The 18,428-nt window shown below is 64.4% G+C and carries 15 protein-coding genes; 6 read left to right on the forward strand and 9 right to left on the reverse strand.

Features of this window, described 5'->3' with window-relative positions; all coding sequences use genetic code 11:
- Positions 1-12: 12 nt before the first annotated feature.
- Complete coding sequence (locus CSW57_RS20025) at positions 13-720, reverse strand: GntR family transcriptional regulator (protein WP_223249361.1); 708 nt, start codon at positions 718-720, stop codon at positions 13-15.
- Between the two features lie 4 nt (positions 721-724).
- Positions 725-1,864, reverse strand: a complete 1,140-nt coding sequence (locus CSW57_RS20030; RefSeq protein WP_099384242.1) for an acyl-CoA dehydrogenase family protein — start codon at positions 1,862-1,864, stop codon at positions 725-727.
- 108 nt (positions 1,865-1,972) lie between these two features.
- Between CSW57_RS20030 and CSW57_RS20035 the strand changes: the two genes are divergently transcribed.
- Positions 1,973-2,815 carry a hypothetical protein gene (locus CSW57_RS20035; protein WP_099384243.1) on the forward strand — a complete coding sequence of 281 codons (843 nt, stop codon included), beginning with the start codon at positions 1,973-1,975 and terminating at the stop codon, positions 2,813-2,815.
- A 6-nt stretch (positions 2,816-2,821) separates the two neighbouring features.
- Here CSW57_RS20035 and CSW57_RS20040 read toward each other — a convergent pair whose 3' ends face one another.
- Positions 2,822-4,102 (reverse strand): TetR/AcrR family transcriptional regulator, encoded by a 1,281-nt coding sequence (locus tag CSW57_RS20040; protein ID WP_099384244.1) that lies wholly within the window; start codon positions 4,100-4,102, stop codon positions 2,822-2,824.
- A 173-nt stretch (positions 4,103-4,275) separates the two neighbouring features.
- Between CSW57_RS20040 and CSW57_RS20045 the strand changes: the two genes are divergently transcribed.
- The 5 genes from CSW57_RS20045 (at position 4,276) to CSW57_RS20065 (ending at position 9,776) form a co-directional block, all read left to right on the forward strand.
- A complete protein-coding gene (locus CSW57_RS20045) occupies positions 4,276-5,097 on the forward strand; it encodes an enoyl-CoA hydratase-related protein (protein ID WP_099384245.1) in 822 nt (273 codons plus the stop codon).
- Between the two features lie 56 nt (positions 5,098-5,153).
- Complete coding sequence (gene fadD5, locus CSW57_RS20050; RefSeq protein WP_099384246.1) at positions 5,154-6,758, forward strand: fatty-acid--CoA ligase FadD5; 1,605 nt, start codon at positions 5,154-5,156, stop codon at positions 6,756-6,758.
- 256 nt (positions 6,759-7,014) lie between these two features.
- Positions 7,015-8,151: an NDMA-dependent alcohol dehydrogenase gene (locus CSW57_RS20055; RefSeq protein ID WP_030171724.1), complete on the forward strand. Its 1,137-nt coding sequence runs from the start codon at positions 7,015-7,017 to the stop codon at positions 8,149-8,151.
- A gap of 177 nt (positions 8,152-8,328) precedes the next feature.
- Positions 8,329-9,135, forward strand: a complete 807-nt coding sequence (locus CSW57_RS20060) for a serine hydrolase domain-containing protein (protein WP_099384247.1) — start codon at positions 8,329-8,331, stop codon at positions 9,133-9,135.
- A 122-nt stretch (positions 9,136-9,257) separates the two neighbouring features.
- Positions 9,258-9,776 carry a DUF3145 domain-containing protein gene (locus CSW57_RS20065; protein ID WP_062799658.1) on the forward strand — a complete coding sequence of 173 codons (519 nt, stop codon included), beginning with the start codon at positions 9,258-9,260 and terminating at the stop codon, positions 9,774-9,776.
- A 179-nt stretch (positions 9,777-9,955) separates the two neighbouring features.
- Here CSW57_RS20065 and CSW57_RS20070 read toward each other — a convergent pair whose 3' ends face one another.
- The 6 genes from CSW57_RS20070 to aceE form a co-directional block, all read right to left on the reverse strand.
- Positions 9,956-11,407, reverse strand: coding sequence for an acyl-CoA carboxylase subunit beta (locus CSW57_RS20070; RefSeq protein ID WP_023953901.1), 1,452 nt, complete (start codon positions 11,405-11,407; stop codon positions 9,956-9,958).
- A 60-nt stretch (positions 11,408-11,467) separates the two neighbouring features.
- Positions 11,468-12,733, reverse strand: a complete 1,266-nt coding sequence (locus tag CSW57_RS20075; protein WP_099384248.1) for a KasA/KasB family beta-ketoacyl-ACP synthase — start codon at positions 12,731-12,733, stop codon at positions 11,468-11,470.
- Positions 12,734-12,739: 6 nt separating this feature from the next.
- On the reverse strand, positions 12,740-13,051 hold the full coding sequence (gene acpM / locus CSW57_RS20080; RefSeq protein ID WP_023953897.1) for a meromycolate extension acyl carrier protein AcpM: 312 nt from the start codon (positions 13,049-13,051) through the stop codon (positions 12,740-12,742).
- Between the two features lie 132 nt (positions 13,052-13,183).
- Positions 13,184-14,092 carry an ACP S-malonyltransferase gene (locus CSW57_RS20085; protein WP_099384249.1) on the reverse strand — a complete coding sequence of 303 codons (909 nt, stop codon included), beginning with the start codon at positions 14,090-14,092 and terminating at the stop codon, positions 13,184-13,186.
- Positions 14,093-14,261: 169 nt separating this feature from the next.
- Positions 14,262-15,554 carry a PucR family transcriptional regulator gene (locus CSW57_RS20090; protein ID WP_023953892.1) on the reverse strand — a complete coding sequence of 431 codons (1,293 nt, stop codon included), beginning with the start codon at positions 15,552-15,554 and terminating at the stop codon, positions 14,262-14,264.
- Positions 15,555-15,637: 83 nt separating this feature from the next.
- Positions 15,638-18,409 carry a pyruvate dehydrogenase (acetyl-transferring), homodimeric type gene (gene aceE, locus CSW57_RS20095; protein WP_099384250.1) on the reverse strand — a complete coding sequence of 924 codons (2,772 nt, stop codon included), beginning with the start codon at positions 18,407-18,409 and terminating at the stop codon, positions 15,638-15,640.
- Positions 18,410-18,428: the final 19 nt, after the last annotated feature.

The raw sequence follows: 18,428 nt of genomic DNA on the forward strand, positions 1-18,428 counted from the left end.
GCGGCGAGCAGATCAGCCCGGGGCAGCCGCGTTATCCGCGTCGTCGGACCACAACCCGATGCTCTCGAGGTGGCGCATCAGCCGCTCGGCACCGTCGGTGAACTGCCGGCGAGTCTGTTCGACGACCTCGTCGCGGTCGCCACGCCGGTACGCGTCGATGAGCTTGAGGTGACTGTCGTAGGCGACCTGCCCCCACTGTGGGTCGTTCGCGTAGAGCTCCTGCGGGGTGTACCGGGTTGCGTTGAGCAAGAACCACGCCAATTTGTCGCCGTTGGCGATTCGGTTGTGCACCCGATGGAATTCGAACTCGGCCGACACGATCTCGGACACTCGGCCGGCGGCCAGCGCGTCCTGCAGGGCCTCGTTCAATTCGGCGAGGCGGTCGACCTCAGCAGAGGTGATGGTCGAAGCAGTCCGCACCGCCAGTTCCACGGCCAGCACACTTTGTAGCCAGAAAATGTCTTCCACGTCCTGGCGGGTGAGATCGGCGACCACGTACCCCCGGTGCGGAACCAGGTTGACCATGCCCTCGCCCCGCAATGTCAGCAGTGCTTCTCGCACGGGGGTGACGCTCACCTCCAGTTCCACCGCGGTCTCGTCCATCCTGATGAACTCGCCGGGCCGAATCGTCCCGGACATGATCAGGTGACGCAGATGACCGGCGACCTCCTCGGAGAGGCCAGGTCGCCGGCGCATCGTCGTTCGCGATGGGGTCGTCAAGACGTCAGAGACCGTACGTCTTGCCGATGATGTCGCGCTGGATCTCGTTGGTTCCGCCATACACGGTCGATATGATCGCACCCCGCATCAGACGCTCTGCATCGAACTCCGTCGCGTAACCGTAGCCACCCATCATCTGCATGCCGTCGATGGTCATCGCCTTCGACACCTCGGTGGCCTTGAGCTTGGCCATCGACGCCTCACGCGGCAGCATCTTCTGGGGGTTGGCGTCGGATTTCTGGGCCACGCTGTAGACGAGCAGTTTGGTGCATTCGATCTCGGTCGCGTGGTCGGCCAGCCGATGACGCAGCGACTGGAATGTGCCGACCGGGCGGCCGAACTGCTTGCGCTCGGTGACGAACTCGAGGGTGTTGGCGAAGGACCGTTCTGCAACACCGAGCTGCATGGCAGCCAGGATCAGACGTTCGGTGTTGAGGCCACTCATGAGCTGCATCCAGCCGCCGCCGACCTCGCCGACCACTGCGCTGTCGGGAACCCGGACGTTGGTGAAGTAGAGGTCGTTGACCTCTCGGCCGCCAAGCGTGTCGATGCCCTTGATCTCCAGTCCCTCGGTGCCGGCGGGGATGTGGAAGAAGGTCAGTCCCTCGTGCTTCTTGCCGGTGCGGTCGGTTCGCGCCACGAGAAGAATGCTCTTGGCGAAGTGCGCGTTGGAGCACCAGGTCTTTTGGCCGTTGATGACCCAGCCGCCGTCGACCTTCTCGGCACGGCAGGTCAGCGCGGCGACATCGGATCCGGCTTCCGGCTCCGACATCGAGATGGAAAGTGATTCACCCGCAACGACATCGGCGAGAACTTCCTTCTTGAGCTGCTCGTCGGCGAACTTCTGGTAAGCGCCGGCGGCGATCAAGGTGGGGCCGATGCCGCCGATGGGGGCGTTGCCGCGCATGGCCTCTTCGAGGAGGATGCACATCTCGACATTGCCGGCGCCGGCTCCGCCGAACTCCTCGGGAACGAGAATGCCTGCCCAGCCCAGGTCGGCCATCTTCTTGTACAGCTCCACCGAGTGCAGTTCGGCACCTGCGGCGGTGAGGGCGTCGCGCTGCTCGCGGGTCCCCGCTTCGCGTTGACAGAAGTCGGCGACCGACTTGGCGAAGTCGGTCTGCTCGGGGGTGAGAATCGACATGAAAATGGCTCCTAGATCAGTTCGTGGCCTGCTGTCGCGAAGGTATCACATCAAATATATTTGATGGTCGGTTGCTGTGTCAGGGGCCACAGGGCCTACATTGTCGGCATGAGCCCGAAAGCCAAGCTGGGGGGAACCGGCGATCGTGGTGCCGATTCGACGCGGCCCGACGCTTCAGACGTCCCCGAGACCGACACGACTCCGTCGAACCCCGGTCAAGACCCCACGGCCGGGAGCGATCCCTCTCCGTTCGATTCTGCGGAGTTCCTCGAGGCCAACCGCCGAAACCGCGACAAGATGCGGGCCGCTGCCCAAGCGCGCCGTGCCAAGGAGGAGGCTCGCGCGCGTAGACGGTCGGGCCGGTGGTGGCGGCGGTCGGCCGCCGCCGCACCGGACACGGCCGTCGAATCAGAGTCCGCCGATGCCGAACCCGAGCGATTCGGTGATGGCCGCCTGACGGTTCGGGTGCTGTCGGTACTGCTTGTTGTCGCACTGGCCGCCGCAGGTGTCTTCGTCTACCTCTACCGAGATGCGGACAGCCGCGCCGACTCGGCAGACCGCGTCAACCAATTGCGCCCCGGCGCAGTCCAGCTCGCCGGCGAGTACGCAACCACGCTCCTGACCTATGACTCGGCTGACTTCGCCGCGCTCGACGAGCGCATCACCGAGATCTCCACACCGGCATTCGCCCGAGACTTCATCGAGGGGTCGCGTCAGGCCCGCGAAGGGACGGCCAACGCGCAGGCGGTCGCCAAGGCCGAGGTGGTCTCTGCCGGTGTGATCTCGGCGTCGTCCACCGAGGCAGTTGTCCTTCTCGCCATCGACCAGACCGTGACGGCGCCTGGGACCGCAGAGCAGTTCCCGGACGGCGTGCCCTACCAGTCGCGCGTCGAGGTGACACTCCAATGGATGCCTGACGGCTGGAAGTTGGCCGACTTCAAGGTGATCTGAAGCAGGTCAGGTGATGTTCTCCCCGTTGCCGAGAAGGATTGCCGACATGACTGCCTCGATGCGTCTGCGGGTGGAGGGACGTGCGTCGTAGCGTTCCCAGTTCCCAAGGTCCAGAACGGTGTTGGTGGCGGCGTGCACGAGATACCGTGCCTCGACGGGGTTGAGATCCGGCCTGATCTGGACGACCAGTTGCGCCCATTCTTCGACATTGCGGCGTTGCTGGTCGCGTAGCTCGGCGCGTAGCGGGTCGGGCACGCTACCGATTTCCGAGAGGTACAGGTTCAGCAGGTCACTGTTGACAAAAGACATCTCGACATACCGCGACACGAGGTTGTCGAGGGCCTCTCGCGGGGTGGCCGATTCCGCGAGGGCGTCGCTGATCCCGGCCGTGAGGCGCTCACTGGCACGTTGGAAAGCGGCGGTCAGCATCGCGACCTTGGTGTCGAAGTGGCGATACACGCCGGACTGATTCATGCCGACGGCCGCGCCGATCTCTTCCATCGTGACGTCGTGGAAACCGCGCCCGCGCATCAGCCGAATGGCCTCGGTCAGAAGGGCTTCGCGTTTGGACGCCATCGCCATTCCGACGGGGCCGGCAGCCGCGTCCCCGACAGGCGCCTCCACGGGCGGGAGCTCGGTGCGAGCCACCGTCATCGCCGCGGACATGATGATCGCTTCGATGCGCTTGCGCGGCAGCGACGCCCGGTGCGTGGTGATCGAACCGATGACACTCAGCAACGATCCGCTCAGGTATCTGGCATCGGTGTTGAGCCGACCGGCGACGGTCGGATTGCTCTCGGTCAGTTCTGGCCGCATCTTGCCGAGCGGCGTGGCGAAGCGGGTGTGCATGCGACCGACCATCTCGCCCAACGCCTGCCGATCGGGCTGAGTCAGGTATCGCGCCTCCCACCGGTACAGCGCCCCCCGCGACCGGTTGTCGATCGTGGTCCGGGTCAATTCGGTGATCAACAGGCGCAGTTCCTGTTCGGGGTCTCCCGGTAGCTCGGGGACAACTTCGACGGCGCGTTCCAGGTCGGCGCCGAGCGTCCGCACCGTCTCTGAGAAGAGCGCGTACTTGTTGGGGAAGTGGCGATACAGGGCGGGTCCACTGATCCCGACCTCGCCGGCGATCTGGTCCACGCCAGTCGCGAAATATCCTCGTTGACTGAACGACTCGGCAGCGACGCGAATGATCTGATCGCGTCGGTCCTTCGGTCGTTGCCGAGGTTTCGGCGTGTCGCCGGTGGTTGTCTGGGCCGTCTTCAACCGGCCGTTGGCAGATGCCATCCGATCATGCTAGCTGCCGGTACCGGGTGAGCGCAGCGGTGGTCCGCCTGTGTTGTGCGTCGCCACAGGCGACGTGCGACGTCACTTGACGCCCCCGACCGCGATCTGAGAAGTTAATGTGGATTCACGTGATCTGTGTCGCAGCTGCCAGATCTGAGCCGAGGGTGGCATCTATGCAAGGGCAAGACGGCCTGACAACGTCGATCGACGAACGTGGAGTGGCTCGGCTGGTGATCAACAGGCCTGAGCGAAAGAACTCCATGGCCTCCGAGACCAGTGTGGCGTTCATCGAGGTGATGACCGCGTGGGCGAGGGACGACTCCGTGCGTGTGGTTGTACTGGGCGCACCGGGTCGCGACTTCTGCACCGGGGCAGACATCGTGGCGATGGCGACAGCCGAGCCACCGCAGTCGCCGGAAGAAGCCAGAGCCCGCGCCGAGCAGACCATCGACACCGGTTCAGACGTGGTCCGAGCCATTCGCGCGATCAAGGTTCCAGTGGTCGCCGTGGTCGGTGGGGCGGCCGTCGGTATCGGGGCCTCGATCGCGTTTGCCTCGGACCTCGTCTACGCCGCGTCCGACGCCTACTTCCTGCTCGCCTTTGTGAACATCGGGCTGATGCCGGACGGCGCCGCCACCGCCACCGTCGCTGCCGCGGTCGGCAGGGCCCGGGCGAACGCGATGGCGCTCCTCGGAGAGAAGCTGCCGGCTTCGCAGGCCTGGGCAGACGGTCTGGTGACGGCGGTGGTGGAACCGGATGCGCTGCAGGCCAAGGTCGACAAGGTCATCGACAAACTGCTGGCCGCATCGCCACGGGCGTTGGAGCTGACCAAACAGGCAGTCGACGCTCAGACTCTCGCGGGATTCGACCTCGCACTCGACCTCGAACGTGAGGGGCAGATCGAATTGCTGCAGTCGCCCGAGTTCGCGGCGCTCATCGAAGCATTCGCCTCCCGCGGCAAGGCACGCACGCCCGTACCGGCGTCCAACCAGTAATTGACAACAATGGCCCGTTCGACGCGGACGGGCGGTCCCACGACAGGAAGCAGAACATGACGAGTACCACGTTGGCCCAATCAGACCACCTGGTAGAAGAGCCTTTCCGGTCGCGCCGGAACAACTGGAACACCCACGTGCGGCGGCACGCGACGATGAAGCCGAACGACGTGGCATTGCGTTTCCAGGGTCAGGACACCACGTGGAAAGAACTCAACGACCGCTCGGTCGCGTTCGCTGCAGCCCTGTACCGACGGGGTGTGCGTTTCGGCGACCGTGTGCTGATCCTGATGCTGAACCGCAGTGAGTACGTCGAGGCGATCTTCGGCGCCAACCTCATCGGAGCAATCGCGGTGCCGGTCAACATTCGGATGACGCCTCCCGAGGTCGGATTTCTCGTGGCCGACAGCGGCGCGAAGGTTGTCATCACCGAGTCGCTGCTGGCGCCGCTGGCCGATGCGGTCCGCAAGGGCAGCGATGGCATCGAGAACCTGATCGTCGTCGGCCCGTCCGACGTCGCCGACGCGCTCGACTACGAGCAGCTCCTTGCAGAGGACCCCTCCGATCTGCCGGCGATCGACGTGCCGGAGAACTCGATCGCGATGATCATGTACACCTCGGGAACCACCGGAAACCCCAAGGGCGCCATGCTTTCTCACGCGAACATGCAGGCGCAGGCGGTCACCTGTATCTCGGCACTGCACATCCGCAACGATGACGTGGGCTCCTGTGTGGCACCGATGTTCCACATCGCCGCGATGGGTGCGATGGCCCCGCTGTTCTACATGGGCATCCGCACGGTGATCCACCCCCTCGGGGCCTTCGACCCGGAATCGCTGCTCGACGTGCTGGAGAAGGAAGGGATCACCTCGATCTTCCTGGTCCCGGCTCAGTGGCAGGTGGTGTGCGCGGTGCAGCAGGCCAAGCCCCGCGACCTCAAGTTGCGCGTGATCTCGTGGGGTGCGGCTCCCGCATCGGACACGGTCTTGCAGGCCATGGCCGACACCTTCCCCGAAGCGATCAACGTCGCGGTGTTCGGTCAGACCGAGATGTCGCCGATCACCTGCGTACTCGAGGGCAAGGACGCGCTCCGGAAGCTGGGCTCGGTGGGCCAGGTGATCCCGGCGGTTCAGGCTCGTGTGGTGGACGCCGAGATGAACGATGTGGCTCCGGGCGAAGTGGGCGAGATCGTCTACCGCGGCCCCACGATGATGGAGGGCTACTGGCAGAACCCGCAGGGCACCGCCGACGCATTCGCCGGCGGCTGGTTCCATTCCGGCGACCTGGTCCGCATGGACGACGAGGGTTTCATCTACGTCGTGGACCGCAAGAAGGACATGATCATCTCCGGCGGCGAGAACATCTACTGCGCCGAAGTGGAGAATGCGCTGTTCGCCCACCCGAAGATTCTCGAGGCAGCGGTGGTCGGCAGGGCCGATGACCGGTGGGGTGAGGTACCGGTTGCGATCGTGGTGCTCAAGCCCGGCGAAGAGCTGACCTTCGACGACCTGATCGAGTTCTTGAACGAACATCTCGCGCGCTTCAAGCAGCCCAAGGAGATGATCGTGATCGACGAATTGCCACGCAACGCGTCGGGCAAGGTCGTCAAGCCGTCGCTGCGCAAGGAGTACGGCGGCAAGGACGCCGGTCTCGAGCACTGATACCCAGGAACACTGGGACCCCCGATCGACTCTTCGACGAGACGGTCGGGGGTCCTCGTGATTCACCGCGGTTTGCCGGGTTTTCGGAAAGTCTTCTGACACAGGTCAAGACCCGTTCTGGCCCTGAAAACTGAAACACGTTACACTTCTCGAAGACCAGTGACCGTCGTCACTGCAGTGGTCGAACCGTGGTGACGTGGTCACCTTCAATGCAGAAGAGCGGTGCCGCGTCGGGCGCCGCGAGTGGAGGGTTTGAATGAAGACCAAAGGCGCTTTGCTCCGGAACTTCAACGAGAAGTGGGCGATCGAAGAGATCGAGATCGGTGACCCCCGCAAGGGCGAGGTCAAGATCCGGATGGAAGCCGCCGGGATGTGCCACTCCGATCACCACTTGGTGACCGGTGGCATCCCGATGGCTGGGTTCCCGGTGCTCGGCGGCCATGAGGGCGCCGGAGTCGTGGACGAGATCGGCGAAGGTGTCACCGACTTCCAGGTCGGCGACCATGTGGTCCTCTCGTTCATTCCCTCCTGCGGCAAATGTCCGTCGTGCCGTTCCGGACTGAGCAACCTCTGCGACATGGGGGCCATGCTCCTGCAGGGAGAAGCGGTGTCCGACCACACCTTCCGCGTGCAGACCGCAGACGGCGAGAACGTCTACCCGATGACCCTGCTCGGTACGTTCGCGCCATACATGGTGGTCCACGAGACCTCGGTGGTGAAGATCGATCCAGAGATCCCGTTCGAGGTCGCCTGCCTGGTGGGTTGCGGTGTTCCCACCGGTTACGGCTCGGCCACCCACAGTGCGAACGTGCAGGCGGGTGAAGATGTCGCGATCGTCGGGATCGGTGGCGTCGGTATCTCCGCACTCCAGGGAGCTGTGCTCTCGGGTGCACGCTACGTCTTCGCCATCGACCCGGTGGAGTGGAAGCGCGAGCAGGCCATGAAGTTCGGGGCCACGCACGCATTCGCCAGTGTCGAAGAGGCAGCCATGACCATCGCCGAGGTGACCGCGGGGCAGATGGCCAAGAAAGTGATCGTCACCGTCGGCGAGGTACACGGCAAGGACGTTGATCTCTGGATGGGCATCACGGCCAAGGCCGGCACCTGCGTGCTCACCGGCATGGGCAACATGATGGAGTCCGACGTCACCCTCAACCTCGCGATGCTGACCCTGCTCCAGAAGAACCTGCAGGGAACGATCTTCGGTGGCGCCAGCCCCAAGCTCGACATCCCGCAGCTGCTGTCGCTGTACAAGATGGGCAAGCTGAACCTCGACGACATGGTCACCCGTCAATACCGCCTCGACCAGATCAACGAGGGCTACCAGGACATGCTGGACGGCAAGAACATTCGTGGAGTCATCCGCTTCACCGACGAAGACCACGCGGTCTGATCAACCCGAAACCCTCTCACCGGGGCCGGCGAGCGCACACTCGCCGGCCCCATTTTTTGTCTTCGGGATCGGTGGGGTGCCTGCACAGGAGTAATCCAACCGCTGCGCGGCAACGATTTCCGGGTGGGCGATGGCAGCGTGTTGCTCGTGTCGCCTCGGTCGTGATGGCATGAACCCATGCTCAGACAACTCGAGGAATGGCCGGTCGATACGGTGGCGGCCGCGGTGGTCGCCGGCGGAGAGGTCGTCGATAGCCATGGCGACAAGCAGCGGGTGTTCCAGCTCGCGTCGGTCACCAAGCTGCTCACCGCACATGCGGCTCTGGTTGCGGTCGAAGAAGGGGCGATCGAGCTCGATCAGCCGGCCGGGCCGGAGGGCTCCACGGTTCGTCATCTGTTGGCGCACGCATCGGGCCTGCCGTTCGAAGGCCGTGCCCCGACGGCGGGTGTGGGGGAGCAGCGGATCTACTCCAGTGCAGGATTCGAGGTGCTCGCCGATCTGATCGGGGCGGAGACGGGCATCGAGTTCGCGGACTATCTGCACCAGGGCGTGTGCGAGCCGCTCGGCATGGGGTCCACAACGTTGCGGGGATCAGCAGGGCACATGGCCCACTCGTCGGTCGAGGACCTTGCGGCGTTTGCGGTGGAGCTGCTCAACCCGAAACTGGTGTCGCCCTCGTTGTTAGCCGACGCGACGTCGGTTCAATTTGCAGGCCTCGACGGATTCGTGCCGGGGTACGGAAAGCACCGTCCGTGCGATTGGGGTCTTGGGTTCGAGCTGCGCTCGACCAAGGATCCGCACTGGACCGGCGCGACCAACAGCCCGGGAACCTTTGGGCACTTCGGTCAGTCGGGCACGTTCTTGTGGGTCGACCCGGCGTTGTCGGCAGCGTGCGTTGTGTTGACCGACCGCGCTTTCGGACCGTGGGCCAAGCCGTTGTGGAGCGAGTTCAACGATTCAATTGTCCAGTCGCTGACACATTGAAATCACCATGCACTAGCGCAACACGGGTCACTTAAGGCACAATAAACACCAAAGGTGTGATATCTGCTCCTGGGTACGACAGACGTTGGGGAAGACGTTCTCGTCGAAACCGGAGGTGGAAAGTGCGCAATCTGAATCAGTTTGCGGACGTGACATCGGGTGTTGTGTACATACACTCCTCACCCGTCGCGTTGTGCCCACATGTGGAGTGGGCTCTTTCGTCGACCCTTGACGCCCGCGCCAACCTGAAGTGGTCGGCGCAGGACGCAGGGCCGGGGTTGCAGCGTGCCACGGTGGACTGGGTGGGGCCCGTGGGTACGGGTGCCCGACTGGCCAATGCGCTCCGTGAGTGGACGGTCCTGCGGTTCGAGGTCACCGAGAACGCCAGTGAAGGTGTGGACGGTGAACGCTTCAGCCATGTACCCGGTCTGGGACTGTGGCGCGGTTCAATGAGCGCCAACGGCGACGTGATCGTCGGCGAGATGCAATTGCGTGCACTCATCGAATCGCACACCGACGGAATGGAATTGGCCGGCGCGCTCGATGCCGCGCTCGGCACCGCGTGGGACGAGGCGCTCGAGTCGTTCCGCATGGGTGGCGATGGCGCAGAGGTCACCTGGCTGCATCAGCGCGTGGGCTGAGGCGTAGACAAGACAACAAAACCGGCCCGGGCAAAGAGCCCGGGCCGGTTTCGTTTGTAATGGCTGCGCGGCCCGTGAGCGAAGGTGTGGGCCGCGTGCGATGCAGTGAGGAACGCGGTCGCGAAGCGGCCACGTGACGAGCGAAGAGCCCGCAACAAGGCCCACACCAAAGCGAACAGTTATAGAGGTATGTTCTTGTGGCGTCCGCGACGTGCCGGCGCCGATGCGAGTGCTTCGGCGATGATGCTGCGGGTTTTGGCGGGATCGATGATCTCGTCGACCACGCCGATCGACTGTGCGCGACCCACGCCGCCGGCGATGGCTTCGTGCTCGACGGCGAGGCGTTCATGCAGTGCTTCGCGCTCGTCGTCGGGCGCTGCGGCCAGGGCCTTCTTGTGCAGGATGCCGACCGCGGCCTTGGCGCCCATGACGGCGACCTCGGATCCCGGCCATGCGAATACGGCGGTGGCACCGAGGGCACGCGAGTTCATCGCGATGTAGGCGCCGCCGTAGATCTTGCGGGTGACCAGGGTGACGCGGGGAACCGAGCATTCGGCGAACGCGTGGAGCAGTTTGGCTCCACGTCGGACGACGCCGTCCCATTCCTGGCCGACTCCGGGTAGGTAGCCCGGGACGTCGGTCATCACGATCAGAGGGATACCGAAGGCGTCGCAGAGACGCACGAAACGTGCGGCCTTCTCAGCGCTTTCGGAGTTGAGGCAGCCGCCCATGCGCAGCGGGTTGTTGGCGATGACGCCGACACTTCGGCCGGACAGTCGGCCGAACCCGATGGTGATGTTCGGAGCCCACTTTGCTTGCAGCTCTTCGAAACTCGAGATCTCGGTTTCGCCGTCGGCCGCGATGTCGGTGTCGAGCAGGGCCCGCACGATCGGGTGGACGTCGTATGCGCGACGGTTCGACTCGGGCAGCAGGGCCCGCAGGTCGGTGTCGCCGGCTTCGGCCTTCTGGCGGCTGAAGTGTCCTTGCTGGCTGAAGGTGGCGATGAGCCGGCGTGCTCGCCAGTAGGCGTCGGGCTCGGAATCTGCGGTGATGTGCGAGACGCCCGACTTCTTGCCGTGAGTGAGTGGGCCGCCGAGCGACTCCATGTCCACGACCTCGCCGGTGACACTCTTGACCACGTCGGGGCCGGTGACGAACACGCGTCCGGCCGGGGCCATGATCACGATGTCGGTGAGTGCCGGGCCGTATGCGGCGCCGCCGGCTGCGAAGCCGACGACCACGGAGATCTGCGGGACGTAACCCGACGCACGGACCATCGCCTCGAACACCTCGCCGACAGCGTGCAGTGCTTCGACGCCTTCGGCCAACCGCGCTCCGCCGGAATGCCAGATACCGATGACCGGTGCCTGCTCGGCGATGGCGGTGTCGATGGCGTTGACGATGTGCTTACATCCCACCACCCCCATGGCCCCACCCATGACGGTGCCGTCGGTGCAGTAGGCGACGGTGCGAACACCGTTGACTCGCCCGACTGCAGCCTGCACTCCCGACTTGTCGCGGGGGTGCAGCAACGACATCGACGCTTCGTCGAAGAAATTGGTCAAGCGCAGCAATGGATCTCGCGGATCGACCGACTCTTCGTGCTTGGTGATCGGGGCCATGGTGGTCATGGAATCTCCTTACAGGTAGATCTTCAAGCGCCCTGTCGTGATGGAACAGGGGGCAACGGGTCAGTAGCGCCCAAAGGCGAGCGCGACATTGTGCCCACCGAATCCGAACGAGTTGTTGATGGCGTATTCGATCTGGCCGTAACGGGGTTCACCGTGAACCACGTCGAGGTTGATCTCCGGATCCTGATTGTCGAGGTTCAAGGTCGGAGGGATGACTCCCTCTTCGATGGACTTGATGGTCAGAACCGATTCGAGTGCCCCCACCGCACCGATGGAGTGCCCGAGGGCAGACTTCGGTGCGTAAACCGCGGCATGATCGCCGACGGCCGCGTTGATCGCGAACGCTTCAGCCGTATCGCCCACCGAGGTGGACGTGGCGTGGGCGTTGACGTGGGTGATGTCCGATGCACTCAGCCCAGCTGTCGACATCGCGCGTTTCATTGCCCGCGCGGCGCCGGTTCCCTCCGGGTCGGGTGCGACCAGGTGGTAGCCGTCGGACGTGATGCCCGCACCGAGCACGCGCGCGTGGATGTGCGCGCCACGAGCCCGAGCGTGGTCCTCACGCTCGATGACCATGAGTGCAGCAGCTTCGCCGAAGACGAAGCCGTCGCGGTCCTTGTCGAACGGGCGCGAGGCTGCGGCCGGGTCCTCATTTCGGGTGCTCATCGCACGCATCATCGCGAAGCTCGCGATGGGCACCGAGTCGATGTGACCCTCGACGCCACCGGTGACGACGATGTCGGCGTCACCCATGACGATCTGACGCCACGCGTGAGCGATGGCCTCAGATCCCGAGGAGCAGGCGGAGATCGGCGTGATGACGCCGGCCTTGGCCCCGATCTCGAGGCCGACGACCGCGGCGGGACCGTTGGGCATCGACATGGGTACTGCCAGCGGGGACACCTTGCGGTAGTTGCCCGTGGTCTTCATGACCCTGTCGGCCTCGATGAGAGCGTCGCCGCCACCGAGTCCGGTGCCGATGACAACACCGAGACGATCTTTCTCGACGTCGGGCTCGCCGGCATGCACCCAGAGGCGCTTGCCCATCACGTAGGCGATCCGCTCGACGTAGGCCATGCGCCGGGCCTGGACCCGCGAGACCTCGTCGGTCGGATCTTTGACAAGCCGCCCACCGAACCGGACCGGGAGGTCGTACTCCTCGACCCAGTCGTCGGTGAGCGTTTTGATGCCACTCTCTCCGGCGAGAAGACCCTTCCACGTGGAATCGAGGTCTTCGCCGACGGAAGTGGTGGCAACCATCGATGTCACGACGACGTTCGGGAAATTCCCGCCGAGGGTGGAGTAATCGCGAAGAGAGTTAGTCACTGAAAATCACTCACCGGTGGTCTTGTCGGCCTCGATCTTGGCGCGGATCGCGTCAGCGGCGTCGGAGTTCTCGGCCTCGAGCTTCTGGATGTACGACACGGCGTCACCGACGGTGCGCAGTCCGGCCAGATCCTCATCCGGGATCTTCACGCCGTACTTGTCTTCGGTCTGCACTGCGATCTCGACCATCGACAGCGAGTCGATGTCGAGGTCGTCGACGAACGACTTCTCCACAGTCACCTCAGAGGGCTCAATGCCGGTGACCTCCTCGATGATCTCAGCGAGTCCGGCAATGATTTCTTCCTGTGCGGCGGCCACTATGTGGCTCCCTTCTACTTCGTATTGCGGGTGTCTTCCGGACGGCGTGCGAACGCCGCGTTGGACTGTGACGACCTGCGTGCTTTGGTCTGTCACTTTCCGGGGATGGAGACGCGAGGTGCGCCGCCACCGCTATCCAAGATCGGTGAGTCCCTCGAGGTCGTCGGGGGTCTTGAGGGCCCGGGTGGGCGTTCCCTTGAGTTCGCGCTTGGCGATTCCGGTGAGTGTGCCGGCGGGCGGCAACTCGACGAGCGCGCTGGTGGCTTTTTCGCGCATCGTGGCCGAGCACAGGTCCCACCGCACCGGACTGGTGACTTGGGCGACCAGTTTGTCGAGCGCATCGCGCCCCGAGGTGACGGGCTGGCCGTCGGAGTTGGAGAGCAGCGTCCTGTTCGGGTCTTGCGGGACGATGTCCGCGGCAGCTTGGGCCACGGCTTCCTGCGCAGACTCCATGTATTTGGTGTGGAAGGCACCGGCGACCGCGAGCTTACGGATGCGCGCCTTCTCCGGCGGGTTCGCGATCAACTCGTCGATGGCCGCGACAGCGCCCGCAGCGACAATCTGTCCCGCCGCGTTGCGGTTGGCCGGCACCAGGTCGAGTTCTTCGAGACGGGCCAGGACGGCAGCTTCGTCGCCACCGAGCACCGCAGCCATGGTGGTGGGTTCGAGTGCACAGGCCTTTGCCATCGCGGCGCCGCGAACAGCAGCCAGGGCCACGGCCTCATCGGCAGTCAGCACGCCGGCGATGGCAGCGGCGGCCAGCTCGCCCACAGAGTGGCCGGCGATGAGAGCGTCTGCCGGCAGGGGAGAGCGTTTCGAGAGTTCGTCGAATGCGAGCAGTGCGGACACCACGACCAGCGGCTGGGTGATGGCGGTATCGGTGATCTCGTCAGCCGTCGCGGTGGTGCCGAGTCGTGCGATGTCGAGTTTCGTCATCTTCGACCAGGTCGAAACCTGGTCGCGGGCGCCGGGCAGCTCGAGCCAAGGGGTGAGCATACCGACGGTCTGGGAACCCTGTCCGGGCGCAAGCAAGGAGAGCACGTGACAAGAGAACACCCTATTGGCGTGTGGTGAGGGTGTTGGACGCGATGAACCTTGAGCGAGGCCTTTGTGGGGTTCCCACAAATGACCACATCAGCGTGCCTGCATCGTCACCACATCGATATGCGTTAGCCAAATGTGAAGTGATGCACAATCGTCACCTTGGTCCTCAGTGTCCTGTTGCCCGTGTGACTGAAGAGAAAACTGTGCGCATGTCGTGTCGAACTCGTGCCAATCTGCCGACAGTTGTGGCAACCCTAAGTACGTACGCATCTCGTGGGTTCATCGGATCGCGGCCAGTTATGTCCGAAATCCGCTTTAGTCGATATCTGACAGTATTTGGATGGACGAAGAGTTCGCGGGCGCAGGACTCCACCGACCCTCCGGAGTCGAGATAGGCGTCTAGCGTGACGGTCAAAGTGTCGCCGCCTTTGGTCAGCGGGGTGATCAGGGAGTCGTTGAGAGTGGTCATCGCGGTCTGATCGCCGAGCAATGCCCGTTCCGGCAGGAGCTCCCAGGAATGCACCGGCCGCGGAGCGCTGGGCCAACCCGCCACCGCCTCGATACCGGCGAGTGCGTCGATGGCGCTGGCGTGCGCGGCCCCGAGGTTGGGTGTTGTCGGGCCGATCACCACCGGGCCCTCGGCGAAGAGCTTCAGCAGATCGGTGACAAACGGCTCGCTCACGGCCACCGGCCCGCTGACGATGGCGACCAGCAGGCTGCCCTGGACGACGGACAACGCTGCGCGGTCGTGCTGGCGGGCGGTGTTGTGCACCGCCAGGGGCACCGAGACGTTGCGCTCGGGTGGCGGCATGCCGACCAGGACCGTTGCGGTGGCCTCGGTGTCCCAGTTCAGAGCGGCTGCTCGCGACAACAAGGTGGGTCCGGAGTCGCCGCGCACCACTGCGTCGACGACCAGCGCTTCGAGCCGCGAATCCCACGCACCGCGTGATTCGGCTGCGGAGGCGTAGATCGATGCCGCCGCGAACCCGATCTCGCGCCCGTAACGCAGCACCGATTCGGTGAGTGCCCGCAGCTGGGCGTCGTTCCGGGCAAGCAGAGGGAGCCACTTCTCGAAGAACTCCATGGCCACCCGGACCATCTCGACGGTTTGCAGCAAGCTGATACGCCGGGCCAGATCCTGGGGCACCACCTGGAACGCCTGCACCGTGAACTTCACGTTGCCTTCAGGATCCTGAAGCCACTCGACGAAGTTGACCACCGCGGTCTGCACGACCAGCTGCACATCGGCTCGCTGCCCTGCCTCGAGGTCGGCGAAATACGGTAGTTGGTCTTGCATCGAGTGCACCGCCTCGGTGGCCAACCGCCCGCTGTATTGCTTCACCCGGCGTAGCAGCGTGTCCGGCAGTGCGTCGTGCACGTTGGCCGGGGCGGGCACATGGGCACCCCTCGGCCCGAAGAGATCGCCGGCGGGCTGCTCGACCGCACGTGACTCATCCATCTGACCAATCTATGTCAGCGAGACGGTTTCAGGTCGGACGCTGCCTGCAGGCGATCCCCTCGACGGGCGGAGTGGGACTCTGCCTAGGCGCCGGGACCCGGGTCGCTCGTCTGCTTCGGCGCTGCGAGTACATCGTCGATCTTGTACTTCGCGGCGGCCTCGGCAGCGACCTTGGCCTCGATGTGGCCATCGCGGGCCAGTGCCGACAGCACACCCACAGCGATCGATTCACCGTCGACGTTGAAGTAACGGCGTGCGGCCGGGCGGGTGTCGGAGAAACCGAATCCATCGGTCCCTAGGGTGAGATACGTGCCGGGAACCCAGGCGCGGATCAGTTCGGGAACCCCACGCATGAAATCGCTGGCCGCGACGAACGGACCGGCGGCCTCGGTGAGCGCTTCGGTGACGTACGGCTGCTGGTGCTCACCGTCGGGATCGCGGAGCGATGCCTTCTCGTACTCCACACCATCACGGGACAGCTCGTTCCACGACGTCACCGAGTAGACGTTTGCGCCCACGTTCCATTCTTCGGCCAACAACTCCTGTGCTTTGAGGGCACTGGGCATGGTGATGCCGGAGACCAGGATGTTCGCCGGGTACTCCTTGCCTTCGGGAGCGTCGGCGTAGCGGTAGATGCCCTTCAGCAGTCCGGCGACGTCGAGGTTGTCGGGCTGCGCCGGCTGACTGATCGGCTCGTTGTAGATGGTGATGTAGTAGTAGATGTTCTCGGGATCTTCCCCGTACATCCGGCGCAGGCCGTCGGCGATGATGTGCCCGAGTTCGTATCCGAACGCCGGGTCGTAGGCCACGACTGCCGGGTTCGACGCCGCGAGCAGAAGCGAATGCCCGTCCGCGTGCTGCAGACCTTCACCTGTGAGTGTGGTGCGACCGGCGGTAGCTCCCAACACGAATCCTCGTGCCATCTGGTCGGCCGCCGCCCACAGTCCATCGCCGGTGCGCTGGAAACCGAACATCGAATAGAAGATGTACAGCGGGATCATCGGTTCGTCGTGCGTTGCATACGACGTACCGACAGCGGTGAACGATGCCGTGGAACCGGCTTCGTTGATGCCCTCGTGCAAGATCTGCCCGACCGAACTCTCCTTGTACGCGAGCATCAGCTCGGCGTCGACGGAGGTGTAGAGCTGACCGTTGCGGTTGTAGATCTTGAGCGACGGGAACCAGGAGTCCATGCCGAAGGTGCGGGCTTCGTCGGGAATGATCGGCACGAGGCGCTTACCGACTTCCTTGTCACGCATCAGTTCCTTGAAGATGCGGACGACGGCCATGGTCGTGGCGACCTGCTGCTTGCCCGAACCCTTCGCGGCCAGTTTCAGCGCCGGCGCGGTATCCGGCTTGAGGACCTTGCTCTTGGTACGGCGAGCGGGCAGGAAACCGCCGAGCGCCTTACGGCGATCGAGCATGTACTGGATCTCGGGTGCGTCGTTGCCGGGGTGGTAGTACGGCGGCAGGTAGGGATCCTTCTCGAGCTCGGCATCGCTGATCGGGATGCGCGTGCTGTCGCGGAAGTCCTTGAGATCGTCGAGGGTCAGCTTCTTCATCTGGTGCGTGGCATTACGGCCCTCGAAGTGCTTGCCGAGTGTGTAGCCCTTGATGGTGTGGGCCAGGATCACCGTCGGCTGCCCCTTGTGTGCCAGCGCCGAGGCATAGGCCGCGTGCACCTTCTTGTAGTCATGGCCGCCGCGCTTGAGGTTCCAGATATCGGCGTCGCTGAGGTCTTTGACGAGTTCCTTGGTCCGCGGGTCGCGGCCGAAGAAGTGGTCGCGGACGTAGGCACCGTCGTTGGCCTTGTAGGTCTGGAAGTCACCGTCGGGAGTGCTGTTCATGAGGTTCACCAGCGCGCCGTCGCGGTCCTTGTGCAGCAGTGAGTCCCACTCGCGACCCCAGACGACCTTGATGACGTTCCAACCGGCTCCGCGGAAGAACGACTCGAGTTCCTGGATGATCTTGCCGTTGCCGCGCACCGGACCGTCGAGGCGCTGCAGGTTGCAGTTGACGACAAACGTCAGGTTGTCGAGGCCTTCGGTTGCGGCGACGTGCGCCAGGCCGCGTGACTCCGGCTCGTCCATCTCGCCGTCGCCGAGGAACGCCCAAACGTGCTGATCGCTGGTGTCCTTGATGCCGCGGTCGTTCAGGTAGTGGTTGAACCGCGCCTGGTAGATCGCGTTCATCGGGCCCAGGCCCATGGACACGGTCGGGAACTGCCAGAAGTCGGGCATCAGCCGGGGGTGGGGGTACGACGGCAGGCCACCACCCTCGCCGGCGTGGGAGTGCTCCTGACGGAACCCGTCCATCCGCTTCTCGTCGATGCGGCCCTCGAGGTATGCACGCGCGTAGATGCCGGGGGAGGCGTGGCCCTGGATGAAGATCTGGTCGCCGCCACCGGCATGGTCCTGGCCGCGGAAGAAGTGGTTGAACCCGACTTCGTACAGCGCGGCCGACGACGCGTAGGTGGAGATGTGGCCGCCGACTCCGACGCCGGGACGCTGTGCGCGGTGCACCATGATCGCGGCATTCCATCGGATGAACGCGCGGAAGCGGCGTTCGACTTCTTCGTCACCGGGGAACCAGGGTTCGCTCTCGGTGGGAATGGTGTTGACGTAGTCGGTGGAGGTGAGGGCTGGGATCGAGACCCGCTTCTCCCCGGCACGCTCGAGCAGGCGAAGCATCAGGTACCGGGCCCGGCCGGGGCCGGCGTTCTCGAGTAGACCGTCGAAGGACTCCAGCCATTCAGTGGTCTCATCCGGGTCGATGTCCGGAAGGTAAGACGCGACTCCTTCTCGGATGACGCGAACCCGCTGCTGGTTCTTCGGTGCTTTCGTGCTGTCAGTCACTACGCTGGTCTTCTCCTCG

It is taken from the genome of Williamsia muralis, from assembly GCF_002735905.1.
Classification (GTDB): domain Bacteria; phylum Actinomycetota; class Actinomycetes; order Mycobacteriales; family Mycobacteriaceae; genus Williamsia; species Williamsia muralis_A.